The organism is Rubellimicrobium sp. CFH 75288, assembly GCF_009904055.1.
Lineage (GTDB): Bacteria > Pseudomonadota > Alphaproteobacteria > Rhodobacterales > Rhodobacteraceae > Rubellimicrobium.
Map to the genome: position 1 here is coordinate 140,976 of NZ_WYDP01000003.1, position 15,809 is coordinate 156,784.

At 73.5% G+C, this 15,809-nt stretch carries 14 protein-coding genes and 1 other RNA gene; 6 read left to right on the forward strand and 9 right to left on the reverse strand.

Features of this window, described 5'->3' with window-relative positions; all coding sequences use genetic code 11:
- Window positions 1-48: 48 nt before the first annotated feature.
- Genes GT358_RS03985 through GT358_RS04000 form a run of 4 tightly spaced genes read right to left on the reverse strand, consistent with a single transcriptional unit; the run spans window position 49 to window position 4,207 of the window.
- On the reverse strand, window positions 49-801 hold the full coding sequence (locus GT358_RS03985; RefSeq protein ID WP_166581292.1) for an ABC transporter ATP-binding protein: 753 nt from the start codon (window positions 799-801) through the stop codon (window positions 49-51).
- Window positions 798-1,574, reverse strand: coding sequence for an ABC transporter permease (locus tag GT358_RS03990; RefSeq protein ID WP_166581293.1), 777 nt, complete (start codon window positions 1,572-1,574; stop codon window positions 798-800). Before GT358_RS03990 ends, GT358_RS03985 begins: the two co-directional genes overlap by 4 nt.
- A gap of 31 nt (window positions 1,575-1,605) precedes the next feature.
- Window positions 1,606-2,649: an alanine racemase gene (gene alr / locus GT358_RS03995; RefSeq protein WP_166581294.1), complete on the reverse strand. Its 1,044-nt coding sequence runs from the start codon at window positions 2,647-2,649 to the stop codon at window positions 1,606-1,608.
- 58 nt (window positions 2,650-2,707) lie between these two features.
- The gene (locus tag GT358_RS04000; RefSeq protein ID WP_166581295.1) at window positions 2,708-4,207 is read right to left on the reverse strand and encodes a replicative DNA helicase; all 1,500 of its coding nucleotides are present in this window, start codon (window positions 4,205-4,207) and stop codon (window positions 2,708-2,710) included.
- A 188-nt stretch (window positions 4,208-4,395) separates the two neighbouring features.
- Here GT358_RS04000 and ssrS point away from each other — a divergent pair.
- Window positions 4,396-4,553: non-coding RNA, 6S RNA (gene ssrS / locus GT358_RS04005), on the forward strand.
- Between the two features lie 14 nt (window positions 4,554-4,567).
- Here the strand turns inward: ssrS and nusB are convergent.
- From nusB to GT358_RS04025, 4 genes are all read right to left on the reverse strand, one after another.
- Window positions 4,568-5,053 carry a transcription antitermination factor NusB gene (gene nusB / locus GT358_RS04010; protein ID WP_166581296.1) on the reverse strand — a complete coding sequence of 162 codons (486 nt, stop codon included), beginning with the start codon at window positions 5,051-5,053 and terminating at the stop codon, window positions 4,568-4,570.
- The gene (locus tag GT358_RS04015; RefSeq protein ID WP_166581297.1) at window positions 5,050-5,568 is read right to left on the reverse strand and encodes a 6,7-dimethyl-8-ribityllumazine synthase; all 519 of its coding nucleotides are present in this window, start codon (window positions 5,566-5,568) and stop codon (window positions 5,050-5,052) included. The genes nusB and GT358_RS04015 overlap by 4 nt, the downstream gene beginning before the upstream one ends.
- A gap of 3 nt (window positions 5,569-5,571) precedes the next feature.
- Window positions 5,572-6,711, reverse strand: a complete 1,140-nt coding sequence (gene ribB / locus GT358_RS04020) for a 3,4-dihydroxy-2-butanone-4-phosphate synthase (RefSeq protein WP_166581298.1) — start codon at window positions 6,709-6,711, stop codon at window positions 5,572-5,574.
- 359 nt (window positions 6,712-7,070) lie between these two features.
- Window positions 7,071-7,685 (reverse strand): riboflavin synthase, encoded by a 615-nt coding sequence (locus GT358_RS04025; protein ID WP_166581299.1) that lies wholly within the window; start codon window positions 7,683-7,685, stop codon window positions 7,071-7,073.
- Window positions 7,686-7,824: 139 nt separating this feature from the next.
- Between GT358_RS04025 and GT358_RS04030 the strand changes: the two genes are divergently transcribed.
- The 5 genes from GT358_RS04030 to argE all read left to right on the forward strand — a co-directional run bounded on the left by GT358_RS04030 (window position 7,825) and on the right by argE (window position 14,088).
- Window positions 7,825-9,105 carry a capsule biosynthesis protein gene (locus GT358_RS04030; RefSeq protein WP_371416214.1) on the forward strand — a complete coding sequence of 427 codons (1,281 nt, stop codon included), beginning with the start codon at window positions 7,825-7,827 and terminating at the stop codon, window positions 9,103-9,105.
- Window positions 9,106-9,268: 163 nt separating this feature from the next.
- A complete protein-coding gene (locus GT358_RS04035; protein WP_371416215.1) occupies window positions 9,269-10,399 on the forward strand; it encodes a polysaccharide biosynthesis/export family protein in 1,131 nt (376 codons plus the stop codon).
- Window positions 10,396-12,480: a capsular polysaccharide biosynthesis protein gene (locus GT358_RS04040; protein ID WP_166581300.1), complete on the forward strand. Its 2,085-nt coding sequence runs from the start codon at window positions 10,396-10,398 to the stop codon at window positions 12,478-12,480. The genes GT358_RS04035 and GT358_RS04040 overlap by 4 nt, the downstream gene beginning before the upstream one ends.
- The gene (locus tag GT358_RS04045; RefSeq protein ID WP_166581301.1) at window positions 12,458-12,928 is read left to right on the forward strand and encodes an MmcB family DNA repair protein; all 471 of its coding nucleotides are present in this window, start codon (window positions 12,458-12,460) and stop codon (window positions 12,926-12,928) included. Before GT358_RS04040 ends, GT358_RS04045 begins: the two co-directional genes overlap by 23 nt.
- Complete coding sequence (argE, locus tag GT358_RS04050) at window positions 12,925-14,088, forward strand: acetylornithine deacetylase (protein ID WP_166581302.1); 1,164 nt, start codon at window positions 12,925-12,927, stop codon at window positions 14,086-14,088. The genes GT358_RS04045 and argE overlap by 4 nt, the downstream gene beginning before the upstream one ends.
- Here argE and GT358_RS04055 read toward each other — a convergent pair.
- Complete coding sequence (locus tag GT358_RS04055) at window positions 14,085-15,773, reverse strand: hypothetical protein (protein WP_166581303.1); 1,689 nt, start codon at window positions 15,771-15,773, stop codon at window positions 14,085-14,087. The genes argE and GT358_RS04055 overlap by 4 nt on opposite strands.
- Window positions 15,774-15,809: the final 36 nt, after the last annotated feature.

Below are 15,809 nucleotides of genomic sequence, written 5' to 3' on the forward strand. Positions count from 1 at the left end.
ATCGTTTCTGGGTCTGCCGTTTAGGCGCTGTTATCCGATAGCAGCCGCCTAGCGCAGGGTGGAGATGGGGCCGCGGTCGCTGCCCGCGACGAACTGCTCCACATGGGCGTCGCCGCTGTGGTCGATGGCGGCGGCGGGGCCCATCCACCGGATGCGCCCGCCGTCCAGAAGCGCCACCCTGTCGGCCACCGTCCGCACCGTCGTGAGATCGTGCGTGATCGTGATCGCCGTGGCGCCGAGCCGATCGACGCTATCGCGGATCAAGCGGTTGATGACGCCCGCCAGGATCGGGTCGAGACCCGCTGTCGGCTCGTCGCAGAACAGGAAGGCCGGTTCGGCGGCGATGGCACGGGCCAGTGCCGCGCGCTTCTGCATGCCGCCCGACAGTTCGGCCGGGTAGAGGTCTGCCGTGCGCGGCGGCAGTCCGACCCGGCCGAGCGTCTCGATCGCGCGCTCGCGCGCTTCCACCCTCGCCATGCCGTCGCGCAGGTGCCGGAAGGCGACGTTCTGCCAGACGGGCAGCGAATCGAACAGCGCCCCCCCCTGGAACAGCATGCCGACGCGGTCGAGGAAATCGCGGGGGGCCAGGGCGGCGCGGCTGCGCCCCTCGATCCGGACCGTTCCGCCATCGGGCTGCAGCAGGCCCAGGATGCATTTCAGCAGCACGGACTTGCCGGTGCCCGAGCCGCCGATCACCACGAGGCTCTCGCCGGGCGCCACGGCCAGGTCGATGCCGTCGAGAACCCGCAGATCCCCGAAGGTCTTGCGCAGCGCCCGGGTCTCGATGGCCGGCGCGCTCATGCGGAGAAGAACGCTTCGGTGAGGATCAGGTTGGCCGCAAGGATGGCCACCGCCGCCGCCACGACGGCCCCCTTGGTCGCGCGCCCCACCCCCATGGCACCGCGTCCCGATGTCATGCCGAACCAGCAGCCCATCAGCGCGGCGAGAAAGCCGAACACCGCCCCCTTTGCAAAGGACGAAGCCCAGTCGAGCGGCTCGAGGAAGTCGAGCGTGTTGCGCAGATAGGCGGCCGAGACGAAGCCCAGCCGGCCCGTGCCCACGATCCAGCCTCCGAGGATGCCGATCAGGTCGCCCACGCCCACGAGCAGCGGCACCGCCAGCGTCGCGGCGAGCAGACGCGGCAGGACGAGATACTTCATCGGGTCGGTCGAGAGCGTCACCAGCGCGTCGATCTGCTCGGTCACGCGCATCGTCGCCAGTTCGGCCGCAATGGAGGATGTCACGCGCGCCGCGACCATGAGCCCGACGAGGACCGGGCCCAGTTCGCGCACCATCCCGATGGCCACGATCTGCGGCACCACCGCCTCGGCACCGAAGCGGTTGCCGCCCGCATAGATCTGGAGCGCCAGCGCCCCGCCGGTGAAGAGGGCGGTCAGGCCCACGACCGGCAGCGACAGCCAGCCGATCTGGAGAAGAGCGACAGCCAGTTCGCGCCCGTAGAAGGGGGGGCGCACCAGATGGGTGACGGCCGCGCCCGCGAAGGCCGCAAAGCGCCCCAGCCCGGCCAGGCCCCCGAGGGTCCAGGCCCCGATCCGCGCGAGCAGCGCGATCATGCTCCCCGCCGCTCCCGCTCCGGCTCTGCCCTCATGCGGACGCACCCACATGGCTGCGGGCCAGACGGGCTCCCAGCGCGGTCAGCACCTCGTAGCCGATCGTTCCGGCTCCGGCCGCCAGCTGGTCGATCGTCTGGCGCGGCCCGATCAGGGTGAGGCTGTCCGGCTCCTCCGGCAGGTCCGTGACATCCGCGATGACCAGATCCATCGAGATGCGCCCCACCGCGGGGCAGGGCGTGTCGCCATGCCAGAGCACGAGGTTGTGCGACAAGGCGCGGAAGATCCCGTCCGCGTAGCCCGCCGACAGAGTCGCGAGCCGCGAGGGCCGCTCGGCCTGCCAGGCGTTGCCGTAGCCTGCCACCTCGCCGGGCGCGAGATCGCGCACCTGGATCACGGGCAGGTCGAGCGTGACCACGGGATGGGCATGCTCGAAGGGCAGGCCCCCGTAAAGTCCGATGCCGGGGCGGCAGAGGTCGAACACGTAGTCGGGGCCGAGCAGGATGCCTCCCGTCGCGGCCAGCGAGCGCCGCACCCCGATGCCGTCCGTCATCTGGCGGAAGAGGTCGAGCTGATAGGGGTTCATGGGATGGTCGGGTTCGTCCGCGCAGGCCAGGTGGCTCATCAGGAGCACCGGGTTCTGTTCGAGCGCGATCTCGGCCACGGCCGCCCATTCGGACAGTTCCATGCCCAGCCGGTTCATCCCGGTGTCGATCTGGATGCCGAAGGGATGTCCCGGCAGCGCCTCGATCTGGCGCATCAGCTGGTCGAGCGAGTTGACGAGCGGGACGAGCCCGGCCCCCTCCAGGAGCGGGGCATCCCCGGCCATGTGACCCGAGAACACGAGGATTTCGGGACCTTCGCCCAGCACCCTGCGCAGGGCCGCTCCCTCCTCGGCGACGGCGACAAAGAACGTCCGGCAGCCCGCCGTCGCGAGCGCCCGCGCCACGGGACCGGCCCCAAGGCCGTAGGCATCGGCCTTGACCACCGCCCCGCACTCCACCCGCGCCAGCGCCGAGAGGGCGCGCCAGTTGGCGACGACGGCATCAAGATCGACGCGAAGGCGACCGGTTCCCATGCGGGCCGTCATGGCAGGAGCGGCGCCGGCCGGCAAGCCCGTGACGGCCCGTCTCCTCCTAGCGTTCGCTTCCCTGCCAGGGCCTGGCCAGATTGCCGAAGCGCGTGAAGCGACCCTCGAAGCTCAGTTCGACCGTGCCGATCGGGCCATGGCGCTGCTTGCCGATGATGACCTCGGCGCGCCCGTGCAGTCGCTCCATCTCCTCCTGCCACTTGGCCATCTTCTCCACGTCGTGTTCCGAGGGCTTCTCGCGCTCCTTGTAGTATTCCTCGCGGAACACGAACATCACCACGTCCGCATCCTGCTCGATCGAGCCCGACTCCCGCAGGTCCGACAGCTGGGGTCGCTTGTCCTCGCGGTTCTCGACCTGGCGCGACAGCTGCGACAGCGCCACCACGGGAATGTCCAGTTCCTTGGCGATCGCCTTGAGGCCCTGGGTGATCTCCGACACCTCGTTGACGCGGCTGTCCTTGGCCGAGGCGGGGCGCAGAAGCTGGAGGTAGTCCACGAACAGCACGTCGAGGCCGTGGGTCCGCTTGAGCCGCCGCGCTCGGGCGGCAAGCTGGCTGATGGGCAGCGCAGGCGTGTCGTCGATGAAGAGCGGGCAGGCCTCCAGATCCTTGGCGGCCTCGACGAAGCGGCGGAACTCGGCCTCGGTCATGTCGCCGCGGCGGATCTGCTCGGACGGGACCTCGGATGCCTCCGACAGGACCCGAGCGGCCAGCTGCTCGGCCGACATCTCGAGCGAGAAGAAGCCCACCACGCCCCCGTTGACCGCCCCCTCTGTCCCGTCGGGCAGGCGGCCCTTGCGGTAGGCGCGGGCGATGTTGAAGGCGATGTTGGTCGCCAGCGACGTCTTGCCCATCGAGGGCCGCCCGGCGAGGATCAGCAGGTCCGACTTGTGGAGTCCCCCCAGCTTCTTGTCGAGGTCGATCAGTCCCGTGGCCAGCCCGGCCAGGCCCCCGTCGCGCTGGTAGGCGGCGTTGGCGGACTGCACCGCGTCCGTGACCGCGCGCAGGAAGGACTGGAACCCCGTCTCGGACCGCCCCTGATCGGCCAGACGGTAGAGCGCCTGCTCGGCTTCCACGATCTGGTCCTCTGGGGCGCTGCCCAGCTCGACCCGCGCAGCCCGGTCCGAGATGTCGCGGCCCAGCCGGATCAGCTCGCGCCGGGTGGCGAGGTCGCGCAGCAGCTGGGCATAGTCGCGCGCGGCATAGGAGGAGATGGCCGCCGCGGCGAGGCGTGCGAGATAGGCAGGCCCCCCCAGCGCCGCGAGCCCCTCGTGCGTCTCGAGATAGGGCTTGAGCGTGACGGGAGAGGCGAGCAGGTTCTTCTGGATGCGCGCGGCCGCCACCTCCCAGATGGCGGCGTGGACGGGATCGAAGAAGTGGGCGGCGCCGATGATGGCACTGACGCGGTCGAACACGTCGTTGTTGGTCAGGATCGCGCCCAGGACCTGCTGCTCGGCCTCGATGTTGTGGGGCAGGGGGTCCGACACGGCGTCGGCCGGGGCCTCGGCGGGCACGGGGCGGGGGCGCAGCGGCGTGATCTCGGTCATGGGGCCCCCTTCTCCAACGCGCCGCCCGACTCGGAGCGGCAGGGGATCAGTATGGCGCGCGGGCGGGGCCGCGAACAGGGTGGGCGCAACGACCGGCTGGGGATGGGCCTGTGGACAACATCCCTCGGCGGCGGCTCTCCGCACGGCCCTTGCGCGGGCGGGGGCAGCGCCCTAGATCGGGGTTCGGCGGGCTACTGCTCTTCTCGTGACAGGGTCCGATTTCCAGTGGCCTATACCGACTCCGAGGGAGCCGGCTCTGGTCGGGTCCTGGCCCGATCACCTGGTGCCCACCTGTTCACACAGGTCCTCGGGAAACGACAACCCGCACGGCCGCTGCGGTTGCCCGCCACCCCGTCGCCCTCAGCCGTCGAACGCCTCGGGCCGGGCCTCGCGCGCCATGTGGTCGAGCACGCCGTTGACGAAGGCCTTCTCGCGCCCCTCGGGGTAGAAGGCATCCGCGATGTCCACATATTCGGCGATCACCACCCGCGGCGGCGTGTCGGTGGCGACCAGTTCGGCGCCGGCGGCGCGGAACAGGGCGCGCAGCGTGGGATCGAGGCGGTCGATGGGCCATTTGGCCACCAGCGCGCGGTCGGTCATCTGGTCGATGCGCGCCTGGTGGTTGACGGCCTCGCGCGCGATGCGGCGGAACAGGTCCACATGGCCCTCGGGCATCGGCTCGCCCTCGATGGGCTCGCCCAGACGGTGGGACTCGAACTCGCGCACGACGCGGTCCACCGCGGCGCCGGCGCTCTCCATCTGGAACAGGGCCTGGACGGCGTAGAGACGCGCGGCCGACCTGCGCCGCCGCCCCTCGTCGCCGCGCCCGCGCGGTGCCCCGCTCATGCGCCGTCCCCCAGCCGGCCGAGGAAGCCCACACCCTTTTCCTCGCGCCGGAGCCTGCGGGCCAGCGCGAGCAGGTGCAGCGCCGCGGCGGCTGCCCCCGCGCCCTTGTTGCCGCGCGACACGTCCGCGCGGGCAAGGGCCTGTTCCTCCGTCTCGACGGTCAGGATGCCGTTGCCGATCGCGTGCCCCTGAAGGCCCAGAAGCATCAGGCCGCGGGCGCTTTCGCCGGCGACGATGTCGTAGTGGCTCGTCTCGCCGCGGATCACGCAACCCAGCGCCACGAAGGCGTCGAAGTCGGACAGGCGGGCCGCGGCGGCGATCGCCGGCGGGATCTCCAGCGCGCCGGGTACCCGGGCCGTCTCGTGGGTGGCGCCCCATCCCTCGATCTCGGCGCGCGCGCCGGCCAGGAGATGATCGGCCACGGCCTGGTAGTAGGGCGCACAGACGATGAGGACGCGGGCCGGCTTCTCGCCGAGATCGGCGCGGGGGAGGTCTTGGCGGGAGGGTCCGGCCATCGCTCAGCCCTCCTGCCCGGCGGGGACGGGGCGGGTGCCAACGATCTCGAGTCCGTAGGCCTCGAGCCCAACGACGCGCGGCATCGGGTTGTTGGTCAGCAGCACGATCCGCGACAGCCCCAGAGAGGACAGGATCTGCGCGCCGAGCCCGTATTGCCGCAGCGTCTGGGGCGAGGCCGCCCCCCCTCCGGGGTCGAGCTTCATGTGCAGGTCGCGCAGCAGCACCAGCACACCGCGCCCCTCGGCGGCGATCAGGCGCATGGCGTCGCGGAACTCGGCCGACCGGCCCCTGGGCCCGAGCCCCACCACGTCCAAGAGCGGGTCGAGCGCGTGCATCCGCACCAGCACCGGGTCGGGTCCCGACACGTCCCCCTTGAGCAGCGCGATGTGCTCGGCGCCCTGGGTCTGGTCGGTGTAGATGCGCAGGCGCCACTCGCCCCCGACCTCGGCCGTTACGAGACGCTCGTCGCGCAGGCGCACCAGGTTGTCGTGGCGGCGGCGATAGGCGATCAGGTCGGAGATGGTCCCGATCTTGAGCCCGTGGCGCTGGGCGAAGGCCACGAGTTCGGGCAGGCGCGCCATGGTCCCGTCGTCGTTCATCACCTCGCAGATCACGCCCGAGGGGTTGAGCCCCGCGAGCCGCGCGATGTCCACGGCCGCCTCCGTGTGGCCGGCCCGGACCAGCACGCCGCCCTCGCGCGCGCGCAGGGGGAAGATGTGGCCGGGGGTGGCGATGTCGGCCGGCCCCTTGGAGGGGTCGATCGCCACCGCCACGGTGCGCGCGCGGTCATGCGCGGAGATGCCGGTGGCGATGCCCTCGCGCGCCTCGATGGAGACGGTGAAGGCCGTCTCGTGGCGCGAGGAGTTCTGCGAGGCCATCAGCGGCAGGCCGAGCTGGTCCACCCGTTCGCCGGTCAGCGCGAGGCAGATGAGGCCGCGGCAATGGGTGGCCATGAAGTTGATCTTTTCCGGCGTGCACATCTGGGCCGGAATGACCACGTCGCCCTCGTTCTCGCGGTCCTCGTGGTCCACGAGCACGACCATGCGGCCGTTGCGCGCCTCCTCGATGATCTCCTCGACGGGAGAGATGGCGTCGGACCAGTCCCGCTCCACGGGGCCGGGCGTCTCGAAGGGCATGGTCATGGGCGAACCTCCGGTGGCGTCGGGGCCATAGCGGAGGGGCGCGGCGATGGAAAGGGCGCAGAGCCCGCACAGGGCCGGTGCGCCGGCGGAGGTGATCCCTGCCCACGGGGGGCAGGACCGGGGCCGCGCCGGACCGGCGCGGCCGCAGGTGGGGGCAGATCCGCGAAGGCGGTCGCCGGAGGTGATCCCGCGCCGGTCGGCGCGAACGGAGGTGATCCCGCGCGGGCATCGGCCGGGGGCGCGGTCGGGGCGGTCGCAGGCCCGGGGGCGGGTGCGATTCGCCTCGTGCCGACCAGCCTGCCACGGAAAGGTTGAAAAACGGTTAATGCCGTCCGGCCGGCACGCTCCGGCCCGGCGGCTCAGGCGCCGCCCCCTGCCGCCTCCCATTCGCGCAGCCGCGCGACGTAGCGCGCCATCGTGTCCACCTCGAGGTTGACGCGGCGGCCGGGGCGCACCTCGCCCCAGGTGGTGACGGCGCGGGTATGGGGGATCAGGTTGATGCCGAACGCCTCGCCCTCGACCTCGTTGACGGTGAGCGATGTGCCGTCGAGCGCGACCGAGCCCTTGGGCGCGATGAAGCGCGCGAGGGCGGAGGGCGCGCGCAGCACGACGCGCAGCGAGTCCCCCTCGGGGCGCGTCTCCGTCACCTCGGCCACCCCGTCCACATGGCCCGAGACGATGTGGCCGCCGAGCTCGTCGCCCACGCGCAGGCTGCGCTCGAGGTTGACGCGGCGGCCGGGGACCCATTCGCCCAGGGTGGTGCGGGCCAGCGTCTCGGCCGAGACCTGGACCTCGAACCACGGCCGGGGATCGGCGCCGCGGTCCACCACGGTCAGGCAGACCCCGTCGCAGGCCACCGAGGCCCCGAGCGCCAGCGTGCCGGGATCGTAGGCGGTGGCCAGACGCACGCGCCGGTCCCCGCCGGGCCGGACGGCGATCACCTCGCCCAGGTCGGTGACGATGCCGGTGAACATGCCGCGCGGCTTAGACCGTTGCCGATCGCGGCGCAATGCCGCCCGATCGTTCGCGCGCAGCCCCGATCGGGCAGCTTCTGCCGGAGCAGCAAAGCGCCTATGATCGGCGCCGGAGACGAGGGGTGACGCGGGGTTCGCGGTGGCAACGGGTCGGACGTTCCTGTTCCTGCAGGGGCCGCACGGGCCCTTCTTCTGGCGGCTCGGCGCCATGCTGCGGGCGGCGGGGGCCGAGGTCTGGCGCGTGGGCTTCAACGCGGGCGACCGCGCCTTCTGGTTCGGCGCCCCGGGTTTCCTGCCCTATCGCGGCCGGCCCGAGGACTGGCCCGCCGCGCTGGCCGAGATCATCGACGCGAAGGGGGTCACGGACATCGTGCTCTACGGCGATGCCCGGCCCGTCCATGCCGCCGCCGTCCTCGAGGCGCGCCGGCGCGGCATCACGCTGCACGCCTTCGAGGAGGGCTATCTGCGGCCCTACTGGATCACCTACGAGCGAGGCGGCACCAACGGCCATTCGCGCCTGATGGATCTGGGCGTGGCGGCCATGCGCGAGGCGCTGGCGCAATCGGACATGGACGTGCCCGAGCCGCCCGCGCGCTGGGGCGAGCTGCGCCAGCACGTCTTCTGGGCGGCGCTCTACCACTGGTTCGTGCTGTTCCGGAACGGGGCCTTTGCGAATTTCCGCAGCCATCGCGACCTGCCGGTGGCGCGGGAAGCCTGGATCTACACCCGCCGGCTGCTCGCGCTGCCGCTGGTCGCGCTGGACAGGGCGGTGGCGACGCGGCGGGTGCGGCTGGGCGGGTTTCCCTATCACCTCGTGCTGCTCCAGCTCGAGCACGATTCGAGCTTCCGCGCGCATGGGCCGTTCGAGCGGCAGGAGGAGTTCCTGCGCGTGGTTCTGGACGGCTTTGCCCGCGGTGCGCCCCGGCATCACCACCTGGTCTTCAAGGCCCACCCGCTGGAGAACGGGCGCTCGCCCCTGCGGCGCCTGATCCGGCGCATGGCGCAGGAGCGCGGCGTGGCGGGACGGGTCCACTATGTCGCCGGCGGCAAGCTGGCCCGGCTTCTGGACCATGCGCGCAGCGCGGTGACGGTGAACTCGACCGCCGCGCAGCAGGTGCTGTGGCGCGGCATCCCGCTCAAGGTCTTCGGCCGGGCGGTCTACGGCAAGCCGGAATTCGCCTCGTCCCTGCCGCTCGACCGCTTCTTTGCCGAGGCGCCGCGGCCGGACGGCCGGGCCTATCGCGACTATCGCCGCTTCCTGCTCGAGACGAGCCAGATCCCCGGCGGGTTCTATTCCGCGCCGGGCCGGCGCGCGCTGCTGCGGCAGGTGGTGGACATGATGCTGTCCGACGTGGACCCCTATGATGCGCTGCGCCTGGGCCGCGCTGCCCCGCGCGAGACCCTGCGGCTGGTGCGCTGACGGCGCGGCCTGCTGTCGCGGCAGCGAAGCCACAGCGGAAAGGGGGGCGCGGGCGGTCCGCTGGATTCGCGGCCGGGCCCACGATAGCGTGAGCGCAAAAGGGCTCCGCCCGGCCGAAGGCGGACCCGCGAGGCAGAACCATCGGGTCGAGGAGACCGCGACAGTGACACCCACGTGGCGCCGTTTGACCGGCGTGGCCGCCCTGGCTGCGCTCACCATCCTCGCAGCCTGCGGCCTGCCCAGGGCCGGCCCGAACAAGAGCGAGATCTTTGCCGGCAGCGTCCTGCGCGAGGGGGACGCCTTCGTGCTGGTCGTGGACGACCGGGTGAACGCGATCGCCTCCGTCACCCCGGCGCTGGGCTTCTCGGCGGCCTTTCAGGGGGCCGGCGTGCTGGGCGCGGACACGATCCAGCCGGGCGACACGCTGGTGCTGACGGTGTTCGAGAACGTGGATGACGGGCTGATCGTGCCCGCCGGCGCCAATGCCACGGTCCTGTCCGAGATCCAGGTGGATGGCGAGGGGTTCATCTTCGTCCCCTATGCCGGGCGCATCCGGGCGGCCGGCAACTCGCCCGAGGCGGTGCGGCGCGCGATCACCGAGCGCCTCCAGGAGCAGACGCCCGAGCCGCAGATCCAGGTGGCGCGCATCGCCGGCGACGGGGCGGCCGTGTCGGTGGCGGGGGATGTCGGCGCGCCGGGCGTCTATCCGATCGAGCGGCCGACGCGGACGCTGGCCGCGATGATCGCGCGCGCGGGCGGCCCCACGGGCCGGCCGGCCTCGACGCAGGTGACCCTGGTGCGCGGCGGCCAGCGGGGTTCGATCTGGTTCGAGGATCTCTATGCCCAGCCGCTCGCGGACGTGGCGCTGCGCAACGGCGACCGCATCCTGGTGGAGACGGGGCGCTCGACCTTCACCGTCCTGGGCGCGACGGGCACCCAGACGCGGCTGCCCTTCGACACGCGTTCGATCTCGGCCATCGAGGCGATCGCGCAGGTCGGCGGCCTGTCGCCGACCACGGCCGACCCCACGGGCGTGTTCGTGTTCCGCAACGAGCCCGAGGCGATCGCGCAGCGCCTGCTGGGCCGGACGGACCTCACCGGGACGCAGCGCGTCATCTACGTGCTGGACCTCACACGGCCCAACGGGATGTTCTTTGCGCGCGACTTCGCCATCCGCGACGGGGACACGGTCTATGTGACAGAGGCTCCGTTCGTGCAGTTCAGCCGCATCATCTCGGCCCTGACCGGCACGCTCGACTCGATCGACACGGCGGCGGGGACGGTGGCGCCGTGAGCGCGGCGGAGGGGGCGCCGCGCCCCCTTCACGTCTTCAGCGCGGGCTTCGTCACCCAGAGGCGGGTCCGGCGCATCCTCGAACTGGCCGGCTACCGGGTCCGCCTCGGCTGGCCGCCGCGGGGCGGCCTTGTCGGGATCTGGGGTGCCTCGCCCACGGCCTGGCGGGGCGAGCGCGTGGCCGAGCGCCGCGGCGCGGAACTTCTGCGGGTGGAGGACGCCTTCCTGCGCTCGGTCCTGCCGGGCCGGGCCGGCGGCGGGCCCCCCATCGGCCTGCTGCTCGACCGGCGGGGCGTCCATTTCGACGGACGCGCGCCCTCGGACCTCGAGACGCTGCTGGCCACGCACCCGCTCGACGACAGCCGCCTTCTGGCGCGGGCGCGCGACGGCATGGCACGGCTGCGGCGGTCCGACCTGTCCAAGTACAGCGCCCACGACCCCGCGCTGAAGGCGCCGCCGCCGGGCTACGTCCTGGTCGTGGACCAGACGGCCGGGGATGCCTCCGTGCGGGCGTCGGGCGGAAGCCGCGCGCGCTTTCGCGAGATGCTCGCGCAGGCGCGGGCGGAGCATCCCCGCGCGCGCATCCTCGTCAGGACCCATCCCGAGACCCGGCTCGGCGCGCGAGCGGGTCATCTGGGCTTCGACGACCTGGGCGAGGGGATGGCGCTCCATGCCGCGCCCGTCTCGCCCTGGCGGCTGCTCGAGGGGGCGATCGCCGTCTGGACGCTGTCGTCGCAGCTCGGCTTCGAGGCGATCCTGGCGGGTCACCGGCCGGTCGTGCTGGGCCAGCCCTTCTATGCCGGATGGGGCCTGAGCGACGACCGCGACCCGCCCGCGCGGCGCGGCCGCACGCTCACGCGCGCGCAGCTCTTTGCCGGGGCCATGCTGCTCGCGCCGGTCTGGTACGACCCCTTCGCCGACCGCCTCTGCCCGTGGGAGGATGCGGTGGCCGCGCTCGAGGCCGAGGCGCGGGCCTGGCGCGACGATCGCCACGGCTGGGTCGCCGGCAACATGCGCCTGTGGAAGCGCCGCCCCGTCAGCCGCGTGTTCGGGCGCTGGCGGCCCGTGCTCTTTGCCGAGGGCGCGCGCGCCGAGGCCCGGGCCGCGCGGACGGGGCGGCGGCTGATGGTCTGGGGCACGGCGCCCGCGCCGCCGGGCGCGGTGCGGGTGGAGGACGGATTCCTGCGCTCGCGCGGGCTGGGGGCGGAGCTGGTCCCGCCCCTGTCGCTCGTCCTCGACGACCTCGGCCTCTACTTCGATCCGGGGCGCGAGAGCCGCCTCGAGCGGCTGGTCTCCGAGGCCGCGGCGGGCCTCGCCCCCGACGAGCGCGAGCGGGCCGAGCGCCTGATCCGCCGCATCCGCGAGGGGGGGCTGTCCAAGTACAACCTGCCCGGCGCGCTGCCCCCCCTGCCCGGAGGGCGGCGACGCATCCTCGTGCCGGGGCAGGTGGAGGACGACGCCTCGGTGCGCCTGGGCGCGGTGGACCCGGTGCGCACCAACCGCGCGCTCCTGCGCGCCGCGCGCGAGGCCAACCCCGACGCGCTGATCCTGTGGAAGCCCCACCCCGACGTGGAAGCGGGCCTGCGCCCCGGCGCCGTGGCCCCCGAGGAGGTCGCGCTCTGGGCCGACGCGACGCTGTCGCGCGTGGGGGCCGCGGCCGCGATCGAGGCCGCCGAGGAGGTGTGGACGATCACCTCGACCCTGGGCTTCGAGGCGCTGCTGCGGGGCCGTCGCGTGGTCTGCCTCGGCCGGCCCTTCTATGCGGGCTGGGGCCTGACCGAGGACCGGGGCGGCGCGCCCGCGCGGCGCATGGCGCGGCCCGACCTCGTCGCGCTGGTCCATGCCGCGCTGATCGCCTATCCGCGCTATCACGATCCCGTCACCGACCGGCCCTGTCCGCCCGAGGCGGCGGTGCTGCGGCTCGAGACCGGGCGCATCCCGCGGCCCGGCCCGGCGACCCGCTCCCTCGCCAAGGCGCAGGGGGCCTTCGCCTCGTGGGCCTGGCTGTGGCGGGGCGGGGTGCTTGACCGGCGATTCGCGGGGCGCGACAAGCGGAGGGATGCCCCTCGCCCTCGCCCATGATGCCCCCGGCCCCGCCCCGCGTCCCGGCGCGCTGCTCGCGCGCGGGGTGTGCCGGCACCTGCTCGCCCATGATGTCGTCACCGTCGAGGAGATGGTCCCGGCCACGGGGCTGCGCGTGGACGTGATGGGCCTCGGGCCTTCGGGCGAGATCTGGGTGGTGGAGTGCAAGTCCTCGCGCGCGGACTTTGCTGCGGACCGCAAGTGGCGGGCCTATCTCGATTTCTGCGACCGCTTCTTCTGGGCGGTGGATGCGGATTTCCCGGTCGAGATCCTGCCCGAGGACACGGGCCTGATCGTCGCGGACGCCTATGACGCCGAGATCGTCCGCTGGGGCCCGGACCTCAAGCTGCACCCGTCGCGGCGGCGCGGCCTCGTGCAGCGCTTTGCCCGCCATGCGGCGCGGCGCTGGCACGGGGCGCGCGACCCCGGCCTGGGGCTGGGCCTGTGAGCGCGGACAGCGCCGCGCTGCTCGAGCGGCTGGTCGCCGCCGAGACGGTAAGCCGCAACCCCTGCCGCCCCCTGCAAGAGGAAATCGCGGCGCTGCTGCGCGGCGCCGGCTGGGAGGCCGAGGTGATCCCCGATGCCTCGGGGGAGAAGGCCAACCTGCTGGCGCGGCTGGGCCCCGCGGGGCCGGGGGGCGTGCTGCTGTCGGGGCATGTGGACGTGGTGCCGGTGGACGGGCAGGACTGGACCGTGCCGCCCTTCCGGCTGACGCGGGGCGCGGGGCGGTTCTGGGGGCGCGGCACGGCGGACATGAAGGGCTTTGTGGCCTGTGCGCTGGCGATGGCGCTGCGCGCGCCCGCCCGGCTCCTCCGCGCGCCGCTGCGCCTCGCGCTGTCGTTCGACGAGGAGCTGGGCTGCCTCGGCGTGCCGTCGCTGATCGCGCGGCTGCGCGAGGAGGGGGTGCGCCCCGACCTCTGCCTCGTCGGGGAGCCCACGGGCATGGTCCCCGCGCTCGGCCACAAGGGCAAGGTGGCGCTGCGCGCGCTGTGCACGGGGCGCGAGATGCATTCGGCGCTGGCGCCCCTGGGCGTCAACGCGATCCACCTGGCCGCCGACCTGCTCGGGGCGCTGCGGGCCCTGCAGGCGCGGCTCGAGCGGGAGGGGGCGCGGGACGGGGCCTATGACGTGCCCTTCACCACCGTCCATGCGGGCCGGATCGAGGGGGGGACCGCGCTCAACATCGTGCCGCGGCATTGCCGCCTCGACTTCGAGTTCCGCAACGTGCCGGACGACGACCCCGCCGCCCTGCGCGCCGCGATCGAGGCGGAGGCCGCGCGGCTGTCGGCCGGGGCGCGGGCGCGCGCGCCCGAGGCGGGGATCGCGCTGTCGGAGCTGTTCGCCTATCCCGGCCTCGACACGCCGGAGGGCTCGCCCGCCGTGGCGTGGCTGCGCGGCCTTCCCGGCGTGGCGGGCGATCCCGTCAAGGTCGCCTTCGGGACCGAGGGGGGCCTGTTCGCGGAAGGACTGGGCGCGCCCGTGGTGATCTGCGGGCCCGGCCACATGGCACAGGGCCACCGCCCCGACGAATGGGTGGCCGAGGAGCAGATCGCCCGCTGCGACGCGATGCTGGCGGGCGTGCTGGACCGGCTCGCGGGGGCGGCCTAGGCTGGCCAGCCCAGATCGTCGAGAAAGCCCCCGATCGCCGCACGCCAATCGTCCGCCGACCAGTAGGTCCAGACCATGTGACGCGAATGGGGGGCGCCGAAGAGGCGTGCGCGGGGCAGGTCGGCCAGTCGCACCGCCTGCCGCCGGTCGAGCGGCGCCTGCTCGGGGTAGTGGGCGTGAACCACGAAATCGGGATGGTCCCGCAGCAGGGGCAGCAGGTCGAACGGCTCCGGCGGCCCGATGCGCAGGACCCGCCGCACGGTGCCCTGGCCGCGTGGCTCCTCGCGGTCGTCGGGCCTCGGCAGGTGCGACAGGCCCGAGAGCATCATCGCCCCCCCGGCTCCGAGCGCGAGGCCGTAGCGCAGGGCGGCATAACCCCCCGCCGAGAAGCCGATCGTCGCCGTCTGCGCGATGTCGCAGCGCGAGAGGGCGGCAGCCAGGGCAGCCTCGGCGTCGCGCCGGTTCGGGAAGAACGGGCCGAAGCCGTGGATGAAGAGCTGCCTCTGGCGGTCGCGGACCAGGACCAGGCCCACGCCGCGCTCCCGCAGGGCAAGGTCGAGCGGAGCGACCTCCACCCGGTGGTCGAGCACGAGGTTGTCGAAGGCCACGACAGCCCGCCCGCCGCTCACGCCGTTCCAGCACAGGCTGCCGTCCGGGACGAGCGAGGTCCAGCCGGGCTCCTCGGGCAGGGGGTGCCGGGCAGGGGCGGCGAGGGCAACCGGAACGGGCCGGCCGATCCGGAGCGCCGTCTCGCGCAGGGCCGCGGAATCGGCGGCGTCCGCTGTCGCGGCGGCTTCGGCCAGCGCGGCGGCGGCGCGGTCCGGCCGGTCCAGCGCGAACCAGGTCCGCGCCAAGGCCAGCCAGGCCTCGGCCGGCGGGCGAGGCATGGCGCGCAGCGCCGCCTCCAGACGGGGCAGGGCGGCGAGCACCGCGGACGCCTCGCGGCGGCCCGTCCGCAGGACGATCTGGCGGGCGACGCGGCAGAGCACGAGCGGCGGAACCCCCGCGGAGAGCGCGGGTTCGAGCAGGGCGGCGGCGGTGGCGCTGTCGGCCGTCGCGGCACAGATCGACAGGCGGCGCAGGATCAGCGTCCGGCATTCCGCACCCGATGCGCGGGGGATTGCGCGGTCGAGAAGGCCGGGGATGCGCGGGTCCGTCTCCAGCCGGTTTTCCCAGTGCAGGCGGTTGGCCAGATGCCGCACGGCGGCCACTGGCGGGTCGGGCCGCTCGCAGAGCCGGTCGAGCACGGCGCCGGCCTCTGCCGAACGGCCGAGCGCCTCCAGGCAGCGGACGCGCTGGATCTGGGCCGGAGCGGGAAGCGGGGAGGGCAGGGCGTCGAGCCGCGCCAGCGCCTCGGCATGGCGTCCCTCGGCACCGAGCCGGGCCGCCGCGACGGTGCCCAGCGCGACGAGGGCCCGCTGCTCGATCGCCTGTTCGGGCTCCGACAGGGCTGCACCTTCCTGCCGGAGGACGGCAGCCACAGCCGCGACGATCCCGTGCCGCCGCTCTCTCAGGCGGGCGCGCAGCCAGCGGGTCCGGCCGACGGCAAAGGAGGGGGCCGCAATGCTCCGGGCGAGGGGCAGCATCCCCCCGGGGTCGTCGCGTTCGAGACGATCGCAGAGCTGGTCGAGGACCGGCCCGGCATCGCCGGGGCAAAGGGCCGGGCGGGTCGCAGGACCGTCCATGGCTCACCCTGCTGCCGGACCCGATCAACTCTCACG

What these genes read in the sequence shown, in the direction of transcription:
- GT358_RS03985 (WP_166581292.1), bottom strand. Translation starts at nt 801, where the DNA reads ATGAGCGCGCCGGCCATCGAGACCCGGGCGCTGCGCAAGACCTTCGGG.
- GT358_RS03990 (WP_166581293.1), bottom strand. Translation starts at nt 1,574, where the DNA reads ATGATCGCGCTGCTCGCGCGGATCGGGGCCTGGACCCTCGGGGGCCTG.
- alr (WP_166581294.1), bottom strand. Translation starts at nt 2,649, where the DNA reads ATGGGAACCGGTCGCCTTCGCGTCGATCTTGATGCCGTCGTCGCCAAC.
- GT358_RS04000 (WP_166581295.1), bottom strand. Translation starts at nt 4,207, where the DNA reads ATGACCGAGATCACGCCGCTGCGCCCCCGCCCCGTGCCCGCCGAGGCC.
- nusB (WP_166581296.1), bottom strand. Translation starts at nt 5,053, where the DNA reads ATGAGCGGGGCACCGCGCGGGCGCGGCGACGAGGGGCGGCGGCGCAGG.
- GT358_RS04015 (WP_166581297.1), bottom strand. Translation starts at nt 5,568, where the DNA reads ATGGCCGGACCCTCCCGCCAAGACCTCCCCCGCGCCGATCTCGGCGAG.
- ribB (WP_166581298.1), bottom strand. Translation starts at nt 6,711, where the DNA reads ATGACCATGCCCTTCGAGACGCCCGGCCCCGTGGAGCGGGACTGGTCC.
- GT358_RS04025 (WP_166581299.1), bottom strand. Translation starts at nt 7,685, where the DNA reads ATGTTCACCGGCATCGTCACCGACCTGGGCGAGGTGATCGCCGTCCGG.
- GT358_RS04045 (WP_166581301.1), top strand. Translation starts at nt 12,458, where the DNA reads ATGCCCCTCGCCCTCGCCCATGATGCCCCCGGCCCCGCCCCGCGTCCC.
- GT358_RS04055 (WP_166581303.1), bottom strand. Translation starts at nt 15,773, where the DNA reads ATGGACGGTCCTGCGACCCGCCCGGCCCTTTGCCCCGGCGATGCCGGG.